The sequence below is a fragment of the Marinobacter sp. F3R11 genome (assembly GCF_003318275.1).
Classification (GTDB): Bacteria; Pseudomonadota; Gammaproteobacteria; order Pseudomonadales; family Oleiphilaceae; genus Marinobacter.
This window is the reverse complement of the sequence record NZ_QOCH01000013.1, coordinates 309627-329440: the sequence shown is the minus strand read 5'-3', so window position 1 is coordinate 329440 and position 19814 is coordinate 309627. Positions and strand designations below refer to the sequence as shown.

The following is a 19814-nucleotide window of genomic DNA, read 5'->3' as shown; positions in this document are numbered from 1 at the left end:
GGCATCCTGCACCTGCGGCTGGTGCAGATGATGCCAGACTCAGGTAGCTGGTTACATATTCAGGCTGTTGAGCGAATTCGTCGTGTTGGTGAAATACGCCAGATTTGCAGCGCCATTGCAAGGCTCAGGCGGTGATTGGGGTCGTCAAGACCGGAGCCCAGCAAAGCCTCTATCCGTTGGAGACGAGATGTCATGGTGTTTCGGTGTACTCCTAACTGTGCGGCGGCTAATACCAGGTTCCCGTTAACCTGAAACCAGGCTTCCAGTGTTGGAATCAATACCGGTTCAGGTCCTTTGTCAGCTTTCAGGACAGCCCCCAGATTTTCCATCACGAAGCGATCCAGAATACTTCGGTCACGAATACCTGCCAGTAGTGCCAATGCCCCCATTTCATCAAAGCTGCACAACCCTAGCCGGTCGGGAAAGGCTTGCGCGGCCACCAATGCCTGACGTGCCTGATACAACCCAAGAGACCAGTCAGAAACATCCTTGCCAGGGCTCCCCAGCCCCAGACATAAACGTAGCGGGGACAATGTCTGATTGTGTTTTGCCAGCCACTGAGCGAGGTATTCTCTGCGTAACTCCGGGTTTTCATGGATTTCCGGCAACAGGACAATCCATTGGTCACCTTGTTGTAACACCGGTAATACCGGGTCCAGCCTTGCCTGCCAGGCAGCCAGTGCCCTCGTTACCTGAGCCTGGCTTGACTGTAACTGTCGTTCAGCGGCTGCGCTTCCGTAGCGGTCAATAAGAGCATCGCTACCATCCAGGCGAGCCACTAATATCTGACGTGGGGACTCTATAGGTATTCCCAGTCGCTGTGCTCTCAGACACAAGGTATCCATTGTTACAGGGTCACCTTCAAGCAACTGTTCAAGCACCTGCAAACGAGAGCGCCCGCGCATTTGGGCTTCTACAAGAGCGACACCAACCGCCTGTGTTACGACCACCATTTTCAGTTGGTAAGGTTGTTCAATGAGAGGTAAACCTAGCTGGTCGGCACGCTGAATGACGCTTTGCGGGATAGCCTTGATGTATTCCTGCCCTGTCAGAACCACTAAGCCAGCGATATGACGTTGATGCCCCTGTTCCACCAGTTTGAGTAAATTAGGCTCATCACGTACATGATTTATCCCGGTAACAAAGACCAGCTCACCTCCCATCACCCATTCAGCAATTGATTCATTCTCTGCTACATAGGGCCAGCGCACCTCAGAGTGAACGCCTGCAAGCCCGGCCCTGAGCACCAGGGAATCCAGTTTGGGTAAATCAAATACATCAGCAATGGTCAAAGCCATGAAGTCAGTTCCTAGTGACGGTCCTGGCGCAAGTAGGTGACGCCTAATGCTGCAGGCTCATCGCGATAGCGTGAGCGCGTTGCCAGAACCAGCACCAGTATGGTCAGAAGGTAGGGGAGCATTCCCATCAGATAAACAGGCACCTGAAGTCCTTGCGCCTGGAGCCTGGGCAGAAGCATGTCTACGGCGCCAAACAGCAATGCACCAATCAATGCACGGCCAGGCCGCCAACGAGCGAAAACGACCAGAGCCAAGGCTATCCATCCTCTTCCTGCCACCATGTTGTCAACCCAGATATGGGCACTGGCAACTGATAGATAAGCTCCGCCCAACCCACATAGGGCACCACAAAGCATGCCCGCTAACATCTGCACGCCAGGGACAGAAATGCCCGCATTATCTGCGGCAGCAGGATCTTCCCCTACAGCCGTAAAGCGCAGCCCAATCCGGGTACGATGGAGTGTCCATGCAATCACAATTACGAGCAGTATAGACACCCAGGCAAGCAACGGCTGCTTGAAGAGTAGCCCTCCTAATAGCGGGAGTTGCTGTAATCCAGGAAGGTCAGGAGCGGTCATGCCATTAAAAGGCTGATGCACCCAATGACGCCCGATAAAACCTGAAAGCCCTAGACCAATTGCCATCACCGCCAAGCCACTGAGTATCTGGTCGGCTTTAAGAACTGCAACAGAAAATGCGAAGAGCAGTCCAAGGCAACAACCGGCAAGGACTCCGGCTCCTACTCCCAGCCAGGGCGATCCGGTCAAGAGCGTTACGCTAGCCCCGGACATTGCTCCAACAGCCATATACCCCTCGGCGCCCAGGTTAACGACTCCCGAACGTTCAGATAAAATCAGCCCCAGACACGCCAGTAGAAGAGGCAGTGCTGAAACAGGAATGCTGGCGAACCAAAACGAAATAAAGCTCATACACTTACCTCCTGGCGCCGGTCGATACTGAATGCAGCAATAAACTGACACCACAACAGGGAGAGCAAAACAATACCTTGCATAAGCAGCACAGTGGCTTCCGTTAAGCCATAAAACACCTTGAGGGTAGCTCCTGCGTTATATACACCTGCCAATACCACAGCGACCGGCAGAACCCAGAAAGGTCTAAACCGGGCGATAAAGGCAATCACGATTCCAGAAAAAGTCATGTTCCAACCCAGATGTTGAGTCAGACGATATTCTGTGCCTGCAACCAAGAGACCTCCGGCTAATCCAGCCATAGCGCCTGAAAGCAAGACCATCACTACCAGTGTCGTTCCAACCGCAATGCCGCTAGCCTCGGCAACCTGTCTGTTTGACCCGAGGATGCGAGACTGGAATCCCAAACGACTGCGTTCCATGATCCACATGACCAGAAACACCATTCCAATGGAGGCAAACAGTCCTGTATGCAAATTGCCGAAACCCAGCTTAAGCAAGCGCTCTGGTTCGGAGATAGCGGGTGATATGGGAAAGCTCTGTGTTGGATCTCGCCATGCACCGAACAGCAAATGCAGCATTAGCTGAAAGGCGACGTTGCTCAACAGCAAGGTAACAACCAGTTCACTGGCATGAAAACGCTCTTTCAGCCACAAGGGGACTGCAATCCATAATGTGCCCCCCGCCATTGCGGCCACTAGCATGAGTGCCCAGCGGTAGCTATCGCTGCCAACGCCATAAATCGACACGGCCATTGCAGCAATCGCGCCCAACCAGAGCTGTCCTTCGATGCCTATGTTCCAGAACTTCACTCTGAGCGCCAATGCTGCAGACAATCCTGCCAGGATAAGCGGTATCGACAAGGTCAAGGTCTGAGCCAGCCCGTCGGCTTGAAAGAATACCTGCCAAACCAGGTCATCAAACAGCATGTCTGCGGGTACTCCCGCTTGAATGAGTAACGCTACACAGAGCAATAAACCCAACAGCAGGCCGCCGGAAAAAGTCAGAGAACTTCTGAGGAAAGATGTGTTTGCCCTGCGCTGGAGAGCGAACTGGAAGGCCATTCAGTGACCTCCTATCATCAGTGCACCGATTTCACTTGCACTGGCTGTGCCTGGCAGTTCTCCAGTGATGCAACCGGTGTTCATCACCAGAATACGGTCAGACAAGGTCATGATTTCCTCCAGGTCTTCACTGATAAGCAATACCGCACCCCCTCGGGAAGTTAATTCACGCAGTGCGGTATGTACGGTCCCACAAGATTTCACATCAAGCCCACGGGTTGGTGAGTGTGTAATGGCAACAACACAATCGTTGTCCAGCTCTCTGGCCAGAACCAGTTTTTGCGCATTCCCGCCGGAGAGAAGCCTGGTCAGGCCCTGAGGGCTGGCGCCGGCAATCCGGTGTTCGGTAATTGTGTTTTGAGCATCCTGGAACAGGCCTTTGCGTGAAATCCAAAAACGCCCTTTGCTCCCTGACGCTACCTTCGTCAAAGCCAGGTTATCGCTGACAGGCAGATCCAGAGCCAGAGCATTCGTGGCGCGATCAGCGGGTATATAACGTAAGCCATAGGAGCGCCTCTGTGATACAGAACACTGGGAAATCTGAAAGCCATCCAGCTGTATTGACCCGCTATCTATTGGCAAAAGCCCCATCAGTGCTTCACAAAGTTGTGGCTGGCCATGTCCTCCAACGCCGGCTACACCGACGATCTCTCCACGGCGTAGTCTGATACCGATATTGGAAATAGCGGTTGATCCATCATTACGTGATGCGCTCAAGCCAGTGGCAACCAACAAATCAGGGCCATTGGTCTGCAGGTTGGATGGTTGTCGCTGAGATACCGCGACATCGCCCATCATCAGCTGTGCAATATCTGCCTGTGTGAGAGATTCAGTTGCCAGGTTGGATGCAACTGCGCGACCTTGCCGCAAGATAGTCACCCGATCGCTGTGAGCAACCACTTCCCTGAGCTTATGAGTAATTAAAATTACTCCTTTGCCTGCGTTGGCCATCCGCTGGATAGCCGCCAGCAGGCTTTCAGATTCAGTGTCGGTCAGTACGGCAGTAGGCTCATCCAGGATCAGAATATGTGCACCCAGAGCAAGCACTTTACAGATTTCTGCACGCTGACGTTCCGCAACAGAAAGGTCTGCAACCCGTGCGTAGGGATCAAGTGCTAAACCTAACTGCTCCGCAGTCTCCTGCAAGGCTTTTGCTGCTACCGATAAGCGCTGCAATTCAGGTGCACGGTCGGCGGCGAGCACCAGGTTCTCGGCAACGCTGAAGCGTTCCACTAAACGATAGTGCTGATGCACCATGCCAATTCCATGTGCCATAGCATCCGCTGGCTTGCGAATCGAGCAAGGCTGGCCATCCAGAACAATTTCGCCTTGATCTGGAACATACACGCCAGTGAGCAGGTTCATCAGTGTCGATTTACCCGCGCCGTTTTCTCCCAGCAGTGCATGAACTTCACCTGAGTGGAGTTCAAAGCCAGCATTCTCCAGCACAGTGCATTCACCAAAGCGTTTGCACAAACCCCGTAGATGCAACGTCTTGAAATTGGCTTTGCTCATCAGCGTGTTGACCCGGTAACACCCTTAACGAGGTAATCCATATCCCATATCTGTCCGGCATCAAGTTCAGCGCCTTCAGCCAGAATTTCGCTGCCATCCTGTTTCAGAAGAGGGCCGGTGAAGGGAGAGAAATGGTCATTTATCATCCGTGCCTTCACCTCTTCAATTTTTGCACGTGTATCGGCGGGGACGTCGGCATGGAGTGGGGTTATGTCAACGACACCCTCAGCAAACCCGGGAAAAGCACCATAGGGGTCTGGCGTCCAGCTTCCCTCAACGATTTTCCGGATGGTAGGTACCAGATATTGGTCCCAGTTGAATACAACTGATGTAAGGTGGCCATTTGGGGCTGCATCACTCATGTCCAGCTGAAACCCAATGCTGTAGTTCCCATTGCGCTCTGCCGCAGAAAATGGCGCTGAAGACGAAAGGTTGTTTGCAATGACATCCGCGCCCATTTCAATCAGTGACTGCGCAGATTGCCCTTCCCGGACCGGATCCCACCATGAGTTGGTATAGATAGCATTAACCGTTGTTTCCGGATGACTGGACTGAACACCCAGTGCAAATCCATTGATATCCCAATTCACGACCGAAACCGGAAACCCTCCGAGCATTCCCAGTTTATTGGTATTACTAACTGACGCGGCGGCCATGCCTGCCAGATACCAGGCCTCGTATGTTCGCGCGTAGAAGCTCTCCAGATTATCGGAGTTATAAATACCTGTTGCTGAAAGGAAAGCGACATGTGGGTACTTTTCAGCCGCTTGTTTGACCCCTTCAGAGTATCCGTAGGTGGTGGCAACGATGATATTGGCGCCGCGGCGAACGAAAAGGTCTACGGCGTTGACTAGTGCGGAAGCTTCTTCAGGAATGCTCTCAGCAACCATCACTTTCACATCAAGTTCGTCTGCAACTTTTTGACGTGCATTATCTATAGCTTCATTCCATCCTCCGTCTTTAGCGGGAGAAGCATAGATAAATGCAACAACAGGGTCTCCATCCAGGCTAAATGGCTCCGCCTGTGTGAAGCATGCGACGGAAAATAGTAATAGTGCGGCAACAATACGTGGTACGGAGGAAACTGATAAGCGGTGCATAGGTTCACCTCATGTAATTTAAAGTGTTGTGGGTTGACGAAGCTGGTACGTTTGATCAAAACGGGATCTGATATAGTCACCCGCTGTAACCGGCGGGTATTGAGCAGGCCAGTCCGGGTTCTGGCATGTTGGTAGAACTTTTATAAGGCTTTGTGAATTTGGGCCGAAAAAGAATGGAATAGAGAATCTTTCACGACCTGACGCATTGATTACGCGATGCAGGGTTGATGCAAAATAATTGTTCGTCCAGCGTGCCATCAGATCGCCAACATTAACGATAAAAGCACCGGGAATTGGCGGTGCCTGTATCCAGTTGCCCTGACTATTCAGAACCTGCAATGCAGGTACTTCATCCGTACGTAAAATAGTGAAGCATTCATAGTCAGAATGGGGACCGATGCCTATCTGTTGTTCATCTACTTTTCCCTCCTGGAACGGATAAGAAAGTACACGCATATGCGCCATTGGCTTGGTAATAAAAGGTTGGAAATACTCCTCGTCCAATTCCAGCGCCAAAGCAAACGCCCGGAAGATCATGCCCCCTAACTCCAACATGGCTTGATGGTATGCCTGTAGCGCTTCACGGAAACCCGGCAGGTCTTCCGGCCATTGATTTGGTCCATAGCCAAAAACACCTGCACGCACATCTTCATCATCCGGTGATATATCCAGGGCGATATCAAATCCTTCGTGAAGATCGCCTTTGCCTTCGATATTGGTGTTTTCATGTAATAACGGGGTATAGCCGCGCATGTTTAATGAACGGTTAATGTCTAATGAGATCTTCTTGTTCAGCGGCTGGGCAAAAAACTGTTTGGCGGCTGAGAAGGTCTCATCGATAACAGATGGCGGAACCTGGTGACCAGTGATATAAAAAAAACCAACTTGGGTACAAGCTATTCGAACGGCTTCGCCTACCCGCCTGCGAGCTTCAGGGTCGAAGCTATACAGGGCTGAAATATCAATCTGTGGAATTTCTGAAAAATCGAGATTTCTGGCTTCCAAACCTGACGCTGTTAATGCGCGAGGCCCCAGGCCAGTGATAACCGTATCCATGCAAGAATCTCCCGTTGAAAAACTGTGCACTGGGCACACACCAACTTCCTCTCATAGTTGTTAACGCAAGAGCTGTGCCATGGTGTTAAGCGGTGGTTTCTTTGAAAAAACAGGTCTGATTGCGAGGCAAAAAATGTGCATGATGCATAGGTCGAGGCGTTGGGTAGTTGTGGACGCCCCCACATAGAGCGTCTGGCGCCCTATGTGGGGGCGGAAACTGAGTAACATTCTTGAGTAAGGCAAATCATTGCTGCGGCAGGCCTGAGTGATAAGACTCTGCCCCGGGCCGGCAGCGGGTATTGCTATCTTTTGGGGTATCCCCTGGATGGCCTGACCGATATATTGGGCGGCAGCAGTCTGGAGCGGCCTGGAGAAAGCAGTCATGCGCATTGCCTGGAAACCCTTGGGATGGAGTGTCTTTGTTTTTGTAGCGGTGGCCGCAGTGGCCGGTGCGTTATTGCTTAGTCAATTCTGGAACGAAACGCTGCAGCACAACGGCATTGAAACGCTGGACTGGCAGGGGCTCGAACTCTCGTTTACCGGGGTATCTGTGAGCGAACTGACACTCACTCAGTCCGTTCCGTCGAGAGATGCTGAATTGTACGGCAGGGATCTGATACTTGGATGGCGCCCGCCCGGGTCAGGGGAGGGTTGGCTGCCGCAGTTGACCAGGCTGGAAGCCGGCTATCTGGGGCTTGATCTGTATACGAAACAGCTGGAGCCATCAGACCCTGAGCCGGAACAACAGGCTCAGTGGCCGCCTGAATTACCGGACTGGCTGCCTTCAGTAATTGACATTCAGCAGTTTTCAGTGACGCTGCCATGTGCAACAGACCGTTGTTCTCTGGCCGGAAACCTGTCGCTGAGCAGTTCCGAAACTGATTTTTCCTCTGATCGGCCGACAGGTGCACAGCTGCCCCTCAAAGCCAATCTTGAGCTTGAGCATGAAGGCGATCAGGTTGACGTGCTGGCAACCCTTGAGGGCTCTTTGAATAGAAGCTCGGCGGTTTCTGTAAGACTGGAAATGAGTTATCCCGCTGCATGGCTCAATAAAGTGCCAGAGTTGATGCGGCCGGACTCGTTGACTCTGTCTGTCCGGCCTGGTGATGCCATAGAACCTGACTTTCTGGAATCAGCTTTTGCTCAAACCGGCGCAGAGCAGGTTCTGCTGCCGCTGAACCTGGAGGTCACCAGTCGTGGTGGTGCGAACATTACGCTCAGCTCGCACCTTGCAGTGTCCACAAGCGCGCCCTGGATAGCACAGCTTGGACAAACGCAACTTACTGCAGCTTTGCCGGAACTTGAGTCTGCCGGTTGGCTGCTGACAAAACCCCAGGTGCAAATGGCGTTCACCGGGTGGCTGGATTCTTCCGCAGCAGCATTGAAGTTTGGCGAAGCTACCATACTTGAAGTCGACAAGGCGGAGCCTCTGCCTGGAGCAGCCGCAGCAGCAGACGAAATATCGCTCATGAACTTTAGCGCTGATCTTGCAGGAGCGACACTGGAAGCCGGCTACCGGTTGGAGCAGGGAGAACTGGAAATATTCAGTCTTTCCGGCGCTCTTGGCCTGGCCGCAAAGCAGATCGATCACCCTCAATTGCAACCGCAGTCCTGGCAGTTCAATGGCAAAGTTAACAGTAATCTCATCCGAACGGATATTGCCGGTTTGCTTAGGGCCGGAACCGGAACCACTGTGAATCTTGATGTTAAGGCTCCATATGCCGGCTCTCTGCATCTGGCTGGCAACATGCGGGTGAGCGGTGAGCAGGAGGCCGAAGCCTTGTCACAGATTTTCACCGCCTGGCCACCACTGCTTACGGTATCGGGCGGTACAGTCAGTGCCAATGCGGTGTACGAGCAACCGCAAAAAGCGGCAATGCAGTTAGTGGGGAAACTTATGTTTGCCGACTGGAGCGGTACCTATGACCGCACTGCCTGGAGCCGGATGAATGGGGAAGCTGAATTCAGTTTTGATAATGATCGCATCAGAGTATCAATGCCTGAGCTGACAATAGAAGAGGTGAACTCCGGTTTGCCGGTCGGGCCAGTACTCCTTGCCGGGCATTACGGCGCACCGCGGGCGGAGCTTTCTGCCGGTCAGTTAACATTGGAGCAGCTTAATACAGATGCTTTGGGCGGAGTGGTGCGTATCCAGCCTGGCAGCTGGGACCTGGCGAATGCGCCGGTGACCATTCCCGTTGAACTCGATCAGCTCAGCCTTGCACAGCTCCTGCAGCTATACCCCACTGAAGGCCTCTCTGGCACAGGTATTCTGAGTGGAACCGTGCCCGTGTTATTTGATCCTGCTAAAGGTGTTCGGGTTGAGCAGGGCCGTATTGATGCACTCACGCCGGGAGGGCGATTACAGCTACCGGCTGAACGGCTGCAGGCTCTTGCCAGCCAGAATGACACCATGAAACTGGTCGCGCAGGCACTGGAGGATTTTCGCTACTCGGTTCTGGAGAGCGGGATCGATTATGATGAGAGTGGGACTCTGATGCTGGATCTTCATCTTAAAGGCAGCAGCCTCGAGGTTGGTGAGGGGCAGCCAGTGGTTTTGAATATCAATCTTGAGGAGAACATTCCTGCGCTGCTTACCAGCTTACAATTGAGCGGCAGAGTGAGTGATGCTGTTGCAGAAAGAGTCAGAAAATTAATGCAGGAACGCGAACACAACTAAAACGACCTGCTAGAGTAGACGGCAACCAAGGAGTACACCGATATGATGCAATATGGTTCGAGGCTTCCCCGACGTGTGCCAGCCCTGTTGACGGGCCTGATGATGGGCGGCCTGCTGATAGCTTGCACACCGACTGTTCAGGTTGCCGCGCCGAAAGAGCCGATTACTGTGAACCTGAATGTAAAAATCCAGCATGAGATATACGTGAAGGTCGATAAAGATGTGGACGAACTGTTCAGTGAAAAAGGTCTTTTCTGATTGCTTCCATGTTTTGTCTGCAGCGAATTATTAAGGAGTTAACCATGACACTATTTGCGCGGTTCAGTGCCCTCGTTCTGGCGATTTGCCTGGCTTTGCCTGCTATGGCCATGAGTCTGGATGAAGCGAAGAATGCCCTCGAATCTGCAAAAAACCAGGGCCTGGTTGGTGAGACACCGGAAGGCTATCTGGCGGCTGTAAGCTCTGATCAGAAATCCAAAGAGATCGTGAGTGCAATTAATGATGCCCGGCGAGAAGCTTACAAAAAAATTGCAGAGAAACACGATATTGCGGTAACCAAGGTTGAGACAGTCGCAGGCCAGAAGGCGGTCGAAAAAACTCCGAAGGGGCAATACATCCGGGTGAACGATCGTTGGGTGAAAAAGTAGGCGTGAACAGAGCTGCGGGTGTAAGGGGTCGATCTCGATAAGCTCTTTTCCGGTACAGATCCGGAAGCGGATAGTCCGACTGAAGCTGGCTAAATCAACGAAAGTGTGGCCCCGGGGCACGGAGAATACGCAACGACATGATAACGCCTGCCAATACATCGGATAACCGTAAACTCGCCCGATCCCGGCTACCCCGGATAATGTTCGATTACTTTGATGGTGGTGCCTTTTCTGAACAGACTCTCAGGGAAAATACCGAGGATATTCAGAAGCTGCATTTTCGCCAGCGGATTATGCGCGATGTTTCCAGCGTTTCCGCTGCTGGAAGAATACTGGGGCAGGATGTTTCACTGCCTCTGGCTCTCGCACCGGTTGGCCTTGCAGGTATGCTTGCAAGGCGGGGCGAGGTCCAGGCCGCTCGGGCAGCACAGAAAAGCGGTGTGCCCTTTTGTATGAGTACAGTCTCTATCTGCTCTATCGAGGAGGTTGCCGGTGCAACCGGTTCGGCCAACTGGTTTCAGCTCTACGTATTGAAAGACAGGGGTTATTCAGAAGCACTGCTTAACCGGGCGCACAAGGCAGGGTATTCGACGCTTGTCTTCACCGTGGACCTGCCAAAACTTGGTGTGCGCTACCGGGATATACGTAATGGCATGAATGGAGGCCTCTCGCCCTGGGGAAAAATCCAGAAGCTCTCCGACCTGCTTACCCATCCATTCTGGCTTTGGGATGTCGCCATCAAGGGCAAACCCCTGACGTTTGGGAATCTTTCTGATGCAGTGCCTTCGGGGCGAAACCCCGAGGATTTCAAAGCCTGGGTTGATCAGCAGTTTGATGCGTCTGTTACCTGGAAAGATCTGGACTGGGTAAGACAGCATTGGCCCGGCAAGCTTGTGATCAAGGGTATCATGCATCCCGATGATGCCCGTTCGGCTATTGATGTCGGGGCTGATGGCATTGTTGTCTCCAATCATGGCGGGCGACAACTGGATGGCGCACCTTCAACTATCTCTGCGTTGCCGGCCATTGTGGACGCGGTTTCAGGCAAAGCCGAAGTTCTGTTTGATGGTGGCGTGCAGTCGGGGCAGGATGTTGTACGGGCGCTCTGCCTTGGTGCAAACGCCTGCCTGGCCGGGCGTGCATGGGCCTATGCGCTTGCCGCTGGTGGCGAGGCGGCCGTTGTCCGGATGCTGGAAAACTTTCGTTATGAGGTGGAGTTGACGCTTGCACTACTGGGTAAAAATTCCATAGCGCAGCTAAGCACCGATGATCTTGTCTGATCCCTGTTTGTAATTCCGGGCCACAAACAGGGGCCTTGAGAGCTGTTCGCAGATTTCTGGGTAACAGTGATTTACAACTGATCCAGCGCCTGTTGCAGGTCTGCTACCAGGTCTTTCGAATCTTCCAGTCCGACAGATAGCCGCAGCATGCTGTCTGTTATGCCATGACGTTCCCGCTCCTGACGGCTGATGCCGTGATGACTCGTAACACAGGGTTGTGAAACAAGGCTCTCTACGCCACCCAGACTGGTGGCCAGCAGGAAAACCCGCAGGCTGTCGGCAACTCTGGCCGTTTGCTCCCGGTTACCCCTGAGCTCCAGCGTTATTACACCGCCAAACCCCTCCATTTGTTGTGAGGCCAGGTGATGGCCGGGGAAATCCGGTAACCCCGGATACAGCACCCGTTTGATCGCCGGATGGCTCTCCATTGCGCGGGCAACGGCCATTGCATTGTCATTGTGTTGTCGTATTCGCACAGGCAGGGTTCTGAGGCTTCGGGAGAGCAGGGCAGCGGTTTCCGGTGCCAGAATCTGCCCCAGATTTTTTCGCCACAGGGCGATGGGTTTGATTCGCTCTGCAGAAGCCATTACCGCGCCGGCAGTGATGTCACTGTGGCCTCCAAGAAACTTGGTTGCGCTGTGAATACTAAAATCCGCACCCAATGACAGAGGTTGTTGGTTTATCGGTGAGGCAAAGGTGTTATCAACTGCAAGAAGGGCGCCCCTGGCATGAGCCTGTTGAGCCAGATCCCTGATATCCATTATTTCCAGCGTCGGGTTGGCCGGGGTTTCACAGTATACCAGCATGCCCGGGCTGTTCAGAGCTTCCGTCAGTTGGTCAAGTTCACTCTGCAGTAAAAAGGCAACGGGAATGCCCAGAGGTTGCAGGTGCCGGGTGAGCAGCTCCTGAGTACCGCCGTAAAGGTCGCCAATACAGACAATACCCTCGCGTCCGTGCGCGAATAGAGTTGAAGAAATGGCAGCCATGCCAGAGCTAAATGCCAGAGCGTCCTCCGCGTCTTCGAGGCCTGCCAGCCCCTGCTCGAGTTCCCGGATAGTGGGGTTGCTGCCCCAGCGGGTATAAAGGTTGCCGGGAGTTTTGCCTTCAATCACATTCTGTAAGGAGGCAGTGTCTGCAAAACGGTAGGTCGTGGTGTTGTAAACCGGCGAATAGGGACTGCCAAGGCTGTCCTTGTGACGGCGATTATGAATGATGCGGGTGGCTCTGCCATGTTCTGGTTTAGGCTCGGACTCGGGCTGCATAAGGCACCTCCCTGATGCTGACTATAAGGCCTTAAAGAGGATATAAAGGCTTGACCGGAATTATTCTGGCAGGCTTGTACCTGCCTGGCCACAGGGCAAGATGACCAACGCCAAGTGGCGTTGTATCTGCCATTGTCCGGAGACGATTTATTGGTCATCTGATATGCTTGGATGCAGCTACCCGACTTCATGGCCGGGGTAGTTCCTCATGAATAATCACTGATGTTGGAGTTTTCGGTATGCCGGTTATGGTCCAGGCACTGGTGCCTGTGTTTGCGCTTATTGTATTAGGACATTTGTTTCGGCGCTGGGCATTTCCATCTGTCGAGTTCTGGCCTCAGGCGGAGCGTTTCACCTACTACGTACTGTTTCCCGCCATGCTCGTTTACAAACTTGGTCAGGCCCGGTTACCTGCTTCGGCTTATGGTGATACGGCCATGCTTATTTGGTCCATGCTGCTGGCAATGACACTGGTATTGGTGCTCGCACAATTGTACTGGCGGTGGGACGGGGCTGTGTTTTCGTCTGTCTATCAGGGTGCTATCCGGTTTAACTCCTACGTGGGTCTGGCCGCAGGCGGAATGCTGCTCGGTGATGAAGGCCTGTCGCTTACCGCGATCGCGGTTGCCGTTATGGTGCCGACGCTGAACCTGATGTGTATTCTTATGTTTTCTCTGGTGGTCACTCAGGGCCCGGTGAAGCTTAAGCCAGTGTTGCGAGCCATAATATCGAACCCTCTGATCATCGGGTCGGTGCTAGGGGTTATCTGGAGTATTTTTGAAATTGATTTTCATCCACTTCTTGCCGGCACATTAGAGCCTTTGAGTAACCTGGCGTTGCCGATGGGGTTGATGACGGTTGGTGCAGGGCTTCAGCTTAAAGCTTTGCGGGGAGGCTCCGGGCCGTTCGTTGTTTCGTCTGTACTGAAGTTGTTGCTGTTTCCGTTGATGGCAGCAGGTCTTGCACTGATGTTGGGGCTCGACGGAACGCTGGTACAGGTGGCGGTACTTATGGCCACCCTTCCAACGGCGACATCGGCCTATATACTGGCGAGGCAGCTAGGCGGTGATGCGCCGTTGATGGCAGGCATAATCAGTGGTCAGACGCTCCTGGCCATGGTTTCTATTCCTTTAATGCTCAGCATTCTCTGGTAGGCACTGGAGAACCGCGTCGGCGATGCTTTGCTGAAATGCCTCGTAACCCTGTGCACTTGCATCAATGTCTGTGGCTAGCGGATCCCAGGTGCTGAATGTTACATCCAGTCCTTCGGTAATCGAATGCCACCATTGACGATTGAACTGAGGTTCCGTCAGAAGGCATGGGTGGTTTGCATTGCGTAGCTGGTTCTGAACCTCGGCAATGTGTTGTGCCCCCGGTGACAGGTCCGGATTAAGTGTCAGTACACCCTCAACATTCAGGTTGTAGTGTTCACCGAACTGGTTGAAGGCGCTGTGATAGGCAAACAGGCTGATACCTTTCAGGGGTTCAAGCTGCTTGCGGATCTGAGCTTCTTTCCGGGCAATGGACTCCCGGAATCTTTCCAGATTCCGGTCCAGAGCTTCCCGATCTGTACCGTCCAGCTGTACCAGAGCATCCCGGATGCTCTCTGCCATGGTGACCGCCATCTGAGGATCTACCCAGATGTGCGGATCCGCGCCGTCGCCATGGTCATGGCCGTGGTCATCATGGCTGGCGTGATCTTCGTGATCGTCATGGTCATCATGCTCTTCTTCATGAGTATCGCCATCGGTGCTCATAAGCGCCACTGAGCGTTCGCCAAATTCACTACCGGTTAACAGGCGGGTCAGAAACGTCTCCATGTCAGGGCCAATCCAGAAAATGATATCAGCATTTTCCAGTTCCCTGCGTTTTGATGGAGTCATCGAATAGTTGTGAGGGCTGGCGCCGGGGGGGACAAGGGTGCTTGTTTGTATGTCTTCTGTTGCAACAGCGCGCACCAGAAGTTCCAGGGGCTTGATGGATGCCAGTACTTGCGTATCTGCAAGCGTATTGCTTCCGTACAGGAGCGCGCTGGCGCTCAGGGCAATAGCTGTGGCGGTCTTGATTGTGCGCATGGTGATCGGGTCCTGATGAGCTGCTGGAATGTTATAATATAACACTATCTCTTGGCAGATCGCAAAATTTGATGTGTAAGAGAGGAGGGGTGCGTAATGTTACCCTTAGTGGTCATGTGAAATACCGCCCGGGCCGGTATAATGCCGGAATTATTAAACGGCCACCGATTTTCAGGAAGGTTTCATGACTGTACGTACCCGAATTGCCCCATCACCCACCGGTGATCCACATGTTGGTACCGCCTATGTGGCACTGTTCAACCTGTGTTTTGCCCGGCAACACGGGGGACAGTTTATTCTGCGCATTGAAGATACTGATCAGGTGCGCAGTACTGCGGAATCCGAGCAGGATATTCTCAAGGCGTTGCGCTGGCTGGGACTTAACTGGGATGAAGGTCCTGACGTAGGTGGCCCCCATGGGCCCTATCGCCAGTCTGAACGCAAACATTCATACAAACAGTACGCTGAAGACCTGGTTACTGCGGGCCATGCTTTTTATTGTTTCCGTACACCGGAAGAACTGGATGCCATTCGTGAAGAGCGTAAGGCCAGTGGCCTGAATCCCGGTATCAAAGGGAACCTGGAATTGTCTCAGGAAGAGGTAAAGCGCCGCCTGGATGCGGGAGAGTCTTATGTGATCCGCATGAAGGTACCTGATGAGGGTATCTGCGAAATCGAAGACATGCTCCGTGGCACTATAGAGATAGACTGGGCACAGGTGGATTGCCAGATTCTGCTTAAATCAGACGGCATGCCCACTTACCACCTCGCCAACGTAGTTGACGACCACCTGATGGAAATCACCCACGTGCTGCGTGGTGAAGAATGGATCAATTCTGCGCCCAAGCACAAGCTGTTGTACGAGTATTTCGGCTGGGAAATGCCGGTGCTCTGCCACTTGCCGCTTCTGCGTAACCCTGACAAAAGCAAGCTGTCCAAGCGCAAAAATCCTACCAGCATCAATTTCTACGAGCGCATGGGCTTCTTACCGGAAGCTGTTACCAACTACCTTGGTCGTATGGGCTGGTCCATGCCGGATGAGCGCGAAAAGTTCAGTCTGGATGAGATGATCGCCAATTTTGATATCCAGCGAGTTTCACTTGGCGGCCCGGTTTTCGATGTTGAGAAACTGCGTTGGCTCAACGGCCAGTGGCTGCGCGATGAACTTACGGAAGATCAGTTTATCGAGCGTATGCGCCAGTGGTGGTTCAACGAAGACGCACTCAGAGCTCTGGTTCCACATATCAAGGGCAGGGCGGAAGTATTCTCCGATGTGGCTCCTATGGCCCAGTTCATGTTTTCTGGTTTGCTGAACCTGAAGCCAGAGGACTTTGCTCACAACAAGCTGGAAGAAGGCCAGATCAAGCGGGTGCTCCAGTTTACCTTGTGGAAGCTTGAGGCTCAGCGTCATTGGAGTAAAGACAGGATCTTTGCTGATATCAAGTTTCTGGCCAATGCCATGGATCTGAAAATGGGTGACTTTATGTTCTCTGTTTTCGTGGCGATTGCAGGCTCCCCGAATTCCTGGTCTGTTATGGACTCCATGGAAATGCTGGGTCCTGACATGACCCGTGCCCGCTTGCGCCAGGCTCTTGAAGTACTTGGTGGTTTCTCCAAAAAAGAGACCAAAAAAGTAGAAAAAGAATACTCCGCACTGAGTGCGTGACAGTCAGTTTGGTGAAGAAATGACCGGTCTGGACAGGGAAGTTCAGAAAACTGGAAAAAAGGTAGGGCTAAAGGTTGACGCCCATGGGGTGGATCCTTAATATACGCATCCGTTGAGGGGCCATAGCTCAGCTGGGAGAGCGCAACACTGGCAGTGTTGAGGTCGGCGGTTCGATCCCGCCTGGCTCCACCAATTTCTAGTCCCCTTCGTCTAGTGGCCTAGGACTCCGCCCTTTCACGGCGGCAACAGGGGTTCGAACCCCCTAGGGGACGCCAATACGGCTTGACGGTTTAGTCCACCGGATAGCCATCAAAAAAACCGCCTTCGGGCGGTTTTTTTGTGCCTGTATGGAAAGTGAAGATTAATACCGAAGATACGGTGGTGTGCAGTCTCTCCCTGTGCACCAGTGGCTCAGAGTTCAAAGCATTAACGCGAGGCTATAGCTCCTTTGCCAACGCCCTCATAGGCTTTCACAAGAATCGTGTCGGAAGGGAACTCTGTTTTAAGCTGGTCGGCAATGTGCGCGGCAATCAATTCAACCGTGGTGTCAGTACCCATCATATAAACACGCTTTTCCGGCAGCGTCAGGGCAAACTCCCCCTGATTGGCTTCATATTCGAACGTTATGTAGCGCGTGCCATCCGCTTCTGCATGCCTGCGAACGACATCTTCTTCACTGCCCACATAAATATCCTGCCAAAGCTTCGCCCATGCATGCTCCAGGTCATAATCCCGGTGGCCGTTGCGATCAATACGAATAGGGGATCTGTGGCCGTGGGCTATGCGCTGGCAGTTTCCCAGGTGTTTTTTCAGGCCGTGCACATAGTGGTAGTAGGCGCCCTCAATGACGTCTTCCCGGAGATTGATCTCGACAGTGGTTACGTTTGCGGGCAGAACTGCCATCAGTTCACGTTCAAGCAGGGTCGCAACTGCCGATGGCACTACCCGCTCACAGGAAAGCCATACGACGGCTTCACCCGGTGACCGGTGCACAATATGGCTGTCATCGGTAAGTGTCCAGGTGAAGGTATCCGGCGTGTCCTGATTCCAGGAGAGGCCTTCGTAGTTCCGGGGTATGACCAGTCGGTGATCCACACGCTCATCGATAATGCGCTTGATTGTGCGTTTTACATTGCTGAAATCGAATACCATACCCTGGTCGTCAAGCTCGCCTCCCAGCACAACGTCCGCAATCCAGCTTTCCCCGACCAGTCCACGGCTGGGATCAAGGTAGGCAAAATCAATAACGGTGAGGTTGTCTACAAACAGGTGGTTCATCAAGAGTCCGGACGGGTATGGTTGAATGATGTGAGGATTCTAGCAAAAATCCTGAACAAGTGACGTGCCAGTTGTGCGGCATGGGTCGATTCATGTCATTGTTCCGGTTTTCACCTTTCTGTCAGGAGTCAAATCATAGCTGCCTCTGTTAGTGATCTCGATCAGGATTTTCCGGTACTTGTGCTTGCGGCAGGTGCTTCCACACGCTTCGGAAGCCCCAAAGCGCTGCTGACCGTGAGTCATCAGGGTGGGGAGCGCCGTTCTCTGCTGGATTGTGCCATTGGTCAGGCCCGACTGCTTGGGAGGGATGTGCGGGTTGTGTGCGGCGCGTGGTATCCGCTGGTGCGTTTTCGGTGCCGTGCTCAGCCCTGTCGGTGGGTGCACATTGCTGACTGGCAGATGGGGATGGCAGCCTCGCTGGCGGCAGGCATTCGCAGCCTGGGGCCGCGTGCAAAAGGAGTATTTGTGTTGCTTGCGGATCAGCCGCTGTTGGACAGACAGGCTCTTGAAGCTTTTGCTGAGAGGGCGCGCAGGTTCCCCGGCGAGGCTGTTGCTGCTGACTACGGCCGTCGTCCCGGCGTCCCGGCCTATTTGCCTCGCAAGCTATGGCCCGGGGTGCTCTCATTGCATGGTGATTGTGGGGCTGCTGGTGTGCTGGCTGAAGCTAATGCGATCCGGCTGCATATTCCGGGTGTCCATGACGATGTGGACACTCCGGAAGACTGGCGCCGGATTCGCAATGAGATTATCAGAACCAGCCCGCGAACCAGGCAGCTCCAAGACTAAGTATCCCAAGACTCAGGGCAAGCCCTATAGTGTAGATTCTGGATGACGCAGAGCGTTGCTGGGCAACAAACAGATCAATAGTCCGCTGGGCAATATCTTCGGCTGTTTCACGGGAAATCTCATGGGCCTGTTGTATTGCTTCAGACTGAAGCGTTTGCCAGAACTCTGTGTCGATAGTCTGTACGCTGGTTATGTGGTCCTTCAGTTCCGCCATGTGGTTGCTGGTAAAGCCCGAGTTGCGTGACAGTTCCTTTTTAAGCTCTTCGAGTTCACGGACCAGATTGAGGTTCACTTCGGCTGCTACTTCACCACGCAGGTTTTGCGTGCGCTCTTCAATCAGACTGTGCATCGCATTCAGACGCTCTTCAATCGCGCTCTCCTGTTTGCTGCGCGACTCGTCCAGTGCGCGCCTGAGATGGTCAAACTGTTCGTCGAACAGCGAACTGAGCAGTTCGTGAAGGCGATTGTTGACGTGGGCTTTTACAGCGGAGTGTGAGATCTGTTCAAACAGCTCACTGGTCAGTGGAACTGCGCCGGGTGGAATGCTGATGCTGTTGGTAGTTTCGGGTTCAGACGGCTCTGGTGTTGTTTCTGGCGCCGGGTTGCCTGGCGTATCGGCTGGAAGTTCAGCTGTATCAAGTTTCTGGTCAATCAGCGGGGGCTCTGGCAGCGAGCCTTCCAGGGCATCGCTCGCCAACTGGTCCAGCACCAGGGCAAGGCTGTCAGGCTGTGTGGGCTTGGTCAGAATGTTGTAGACCCCGAAGTTCTTCGCTTCTTTCGTGAAGGATGAAGACTTCTGAGATGTGCACATGACCACCGGTATGTGGGAGGTAGCGGGGTTGCCTTTGATGGCTTTGGTGGCTTCTACTCCGTTCATTCCGGGCATCAGGTGATCCATAAAGATGACGTCAGGATGTTCACGGGTGTTGAGGAGCTCCAGAGCTTCTTCGGCAGAACCGACCATGGTCACGTGCATGTCACGGCCTTCCAGTAGCTTGCTCAGGGCAAACCGGGCTACCTTGGAGTCGTCTACCAGAAGAGCATTCTTGATCGCCATCTAACTACCTCAAGCTATTACTTCAATCACGTTGATTGTCGAGTTGGTATTGTCAGCCTTCCCGTGATCGTCATCTGTATATTCGGTCAGTGGTTTGATCTTACCCAGCGGGGGCCGAATT

At 53.2% G+C, this 19814-nt stretch carries 17 protein-coding genes and 2 tRNA genes; 9 read left to right on the top strand and 10 right to left on the bottom strand.

Translation table 11 applies throughout. The annotated features are described in order from the left end of the window. Nucleotides 1-59: 59 nt before the first annotated feature. Genes DS878_RS06530 through DS878_RS06505 form a run of 6 tightly spaced genes read right to left on the bottom strand, consistent with a single transcriptional unit; the run spans nt 60 to nt 6962 of the window. Nucleotides 60-1298, bottom strand: a complete 1239-nt coding sequence (locus DS878_RS06530; protein ID WP_113815154.1) for a PucR family transcriptional regulator — start codon at nt 1296-1298, stop codon at nt 60-62. Between the two features lie 11 nt (nt 1299-1309). Continuing rightward, entirely contained in the window at nt 1310-2227 is a 918-nt protein-coding gene (locus DS878_RS06525; protein ID WP_113815153.1) for an ABC transporter permease, read from the bottom strand. Then, nucleotides 2224-3291, bottom strand: a complete 1068-nt coding sequence (locus DS878_RS06520; RefSeq protein ID WP_113815152.1) for an ABC transporter permease — start codon at nt 3289-3291, stop codon at nt 2224-2226. Before DS878_RS06520 ends, DS878_RS06525 begins: the two co-directional genes overlap by 4 nt. Continuing rightward, a complete protein-coding gene (locus DS878_RS06515; protein WP_113815151.1) occupies nt 3292-4806 on the bottom strand; it encodes an ABC transporter ATP-binding protein in 1515 nt (504 codons plus the stop codon). Beyond that, nucleotides 4806-5906, bottom strand: coding sequence for a BMP family ABC transporter substrate-binding protein (locus tag DS878_RS06510; RefSeq protein WP_113815150.1), 1101 nt, complete (start codon nt 5904-5906; stop codon nt 4806-4808). Before DS878_RS06510 ends, DS878_RS06515 begins: the two co-directional genes overlap by 1 nt. 18 nt (nt 5907-5924) lie before the next feature. Beyond that, entirely contained in the window at nt 5925-6962 is a 1038-nt protein-coding gene (locus DS878_RS06505) for an isopenicillin N synthase family dioxygenase (RefSeq protein ID WP_113815149.1), read from the bottom strand. A gap of 382 nt (nt 6963-7344) precedes the next feature. On the opposite strand from DS878_RS06505, the gene DS878_RS06495 reads away from it, so the two are divergent. The 4 genes from DS878_RS06495 (at nt 7345) to DS878_RS06480 (ending at nt 11569) form a co-directional block, all read left to right on the top strand. Further along, a complete protein-coding gene (locus DS878_RS06495; RefSeq protein ID WP_113815147.1) occupies nt 7345-9642 on the top strand; it encodes a YdbH domain-containing protein in 2298 nt (765 codons plus the stop codon). A 99-nt stretch (nt 9643-9741) separates the two neighbouring features. After that, complete coding sequence (locus DS878_RS06490; RefSeq protein ID WP_410003466.1) at nt 9742-9900, top strand: YnbE family lipoprotein; 159 nt, start codon at nt 9742-9744, stop codon at nt 9898-9900. Between the two features lie 44 nt (nt 9901-9944). Further along, nucleotides 9945-10289 carry a YdbL family protein gene (locus DS878_RS06485; RefSeq protein ID WP_113815145.1) on the top strand — a complete coding sequence of 115 codons (345 nt, stop codon included), beginning with the start codon at nt 9945-9947 and terminating at the stop codon, nt 10287-10289. 137 nt (nt 10290-10426) lie between these two features. Beyond that, the gene (locus DS878_RS06480; protein WP_113815144.1) at nt 10427-11569 is read left to right on the top strand and encodes an L-lactate dehydrogenase; all 1143 of its coding nucleotides are present in this window, start codon (nt 10427-10429) and stop codon (nt 11567-11569) included. A 71-nt stretch (nt 11570-11640) separates the two neighbouring features. Here DS878_RS06480 and DS878_RS06475 read toward each other — a convergent pair whose 3' ends face one another. After that, entirely contained in the window at nt 11641-12831 is a 1191-nt protein-coding gene (locus DS878_RS06475; RefSeq protein ID WP_113815143.1) for a trans-sulfuration enzyme family protein, read from the bottom strand. Nucleotides 12832-13070: 239 nt separating this feature from the next. On the opposite strand from DS878_RS06475, the gene DS878_RS06470 reads away from it, so the two are divergent. After that, nucleotides 13071-13985, top strand: coding sequence for an AEC family transporter (locus tag DS878_RS06470; protein WP_113815142.1), 915 nt, complete (start codon nt 13071-13073; stop codon nt 13983-13985). On the opposite strand, the gene DS878_RS06465 is transcribed toward DS878_RS06470, so the two are convergent. Further along, complete coding sequence (locus DS878_RS06465) at nt 13962-14906, bottom strand: zinc ABC transporter substrate-binding protein (protein WP_113815141.1); 945 nt, start codon at nt 14904-14906, stop codon at nt 13962-13964. The genes DS878_RS06470 and DS878_RS06465 overlap by 24 nt on opposite strands. A 184-nt stretch (nt 14907-15090) precedes the next feature. Here DS878_RS06465 and gltX point away from each other — a divergent pair, with 184 nt between their 5' ends. From gltX to DS878_RS06450, 3 genes are all read left to right on the top strand, one after another. Beyond that, nucleotides 15091-16572: a glutamate--tRNA ligase gene (gltX, locus tag DS878_RS06460; RefSeq protein ID WP_113815140.1), complete on the top strand. Its 1482-nt coding sequence runs from the start codon at nt 15091-15093 to the stop codon at nt 16570-16572. A 116-nt stretch (nt 16573-16688) separates the two neighbouring features. Next, nucleotides 16689-16764, top strand: a tRNA-Ala gene (locus DS878_RS06455). Nucleotides 16765-16771: 7 nt separating this feature from the next. Beyond that, nucleotides 16772-16847: transfer RNA gene (locus tag DS878_RS06450), tRNA-Glu, on the top strand. Nucleotides 16848-16998: 151 nt separating this feature from the next. Here DS878_RS06450 and DS878_RS06445 read toward each other — a convergent pair. Beyond that, a complete protein-coding gene (locus DS878_RS06445; RefSeq protein ID WP_113815139.1) occupies nt 16999-17850 on the bottom strand; it encodes a 6-carboxytetrahydropterin synthase in 852 nt (283 codons plus the stop codon). A gap of 180 nt (nt 17851-18030) precedes the next feature. Between DS878_RS06445 and DS878_RS06440 the strand changes: the two genes are divergently transcribed. Beyond that, nucleotides 18031-18636, top strand: a complete 606-nt coding sequence (locus tag DS878_RS06440; protein WP_261977642.1) for an NTP transferase domain-containing protein — start codon at nt 18031-18033, stop codon at nt 18634-18636. Here the strand turns inward: DS878_RS06440 and DS878_RS06435 are convergent. After that, complete coding sequence (locus DS878_RS06435) at nt 18599-19693, bottom strand: response regulator (RefSeq protein WP_113815137.1); 1095 nt, start codon at nt 19691-19693, stop codon at nt 18599-18601. The two genes, DS878_RS06440 and DS878_RS06435, sit on opposite strands and share 38 nt — an antisense overlap. Nucleotides 19694-19814: the final 121 nt, after the last annotated feature.

What these genes read in the sequence shown, in the direction of transcription:
- DS878_RS06495 (WP_113815147.1), top strand. Translation starts at nt 7,345, where the DNA reads ATGCGCATTGCCTGGAAACCCTTGGGATGGAGTGTCTTTGTTTTTGTA.
- DS878_RS06530 (WP_113815154.1), bottom strand. Translation starts at nt 1,298, where the DNA reads ATGGCTTTGACCATTGCTGATGTATTTGATTTACCCAAACTGGATTCC.
- gltX (WP_113815140.1), top strand. Translation starts at nt 15,091, where the DNA reads ATGACTGTACGTACCCGAATTGCCCCATCACCCACCGGTGATCCACAT.
- DS878_RS06525 (WP_113815153.1), bottom strand. Translation starts at nt 2,227, where the DNA reads ATGAGCTTTATTTCGTTTTGGTTCGCCAGCATTCCTGTTTCAGCACTG.
- DS878_RS06475 (WP_113815143.1), bottom strand. Translation starts at nt 12,831, where the DNA reads ATGCAGCCCGAGTCCGAGCCTAAACCAGAACATGGCAGAGCCACCCGC.
- DS878_RS06505 (WP_113815149.1), bottom strand. Translation starts at nt 6,962, where the DNA reads ATGGATACGGTTATCACTGGCCTGGGGCCTCGCGCATTAACAGCGTCA.
- DS878_RS06465 (WP_113815141.1), bottom strand. Translation starts at nt 14,906, where the DNA reads ATGCGCACAATCAAGACCGCCACAGCTATTGCCCTGAGCGCCAGCGCG.
- DS878_RS06510 (WP_113815150.1), bottom strand. Translation starts at nt 5,906, where the DNA reads ATGCACCGCTTATCAGTTTCCTCCGTACCACGTATTGTTGCCGCACTA.
- DS878_RS06480 (WP_113815144.1), top strand. Translation starts at nt 10,427, where the DNA reads ATGATAACGCCTGCCAATACATCGGATAACCGTAAACTCGCCCGATCC.
- DS878_RS06520 (WP_113815152.1), bottom strand. Translation starts at nt 3,291, where the DNA reads ATGGCCTTCCAGTTCGCTCTCCAGCGCAGGGCAAACACATCTTTCCTC.
- DS878_RS06490 (WP_410003466.1), top strand. Translation starts at nt 9,742, where the DNA reads ATGATGGGCGGCCTGCTGATAGCTTGCACACCGACTGTTCAGGTTGCC.
- DS878_RS06435 (WP_113815137.1), bottom strand. Translation starts at nt 19,693, where the DNA reads ATGGCGATCAAGAATGCTCTTCTGGTAGACGACTCCAAGGTAGCCCGG.
- DS878_RS06470 (WP_113815142.1), top strand. Translation starts at nt 13,071, where the DNA reads ATGCCGGTTATGGTCCAGGCACTGGTGCCTGTGTTTGCGCTTATTGTA.
- DS878_RS06485 (WP_113815145.1), top strand. Translation starts at nt 9,945, where the DNA reads ATGACACTATTTGCGCGGTTCAGTGCCCTCGTTCTGGCGATTTGCCTG.
- DS878_RS06515 (WP_113815151.1), bottom strand. Translation starts at nt 4,806, where the DNA reads ATGAGCAAAGCCAATTTCAAGACGTTGCATCTACGGGGTTTGTGCAAA.
- DS878_RS06445 (WP_113815139.1), bottom strand. Translation starts at nt 17,850, where the DNA reads ATGAACCACCTGTTTGTAGACAACCTCACCGTTATTGATTTTGCCTAC.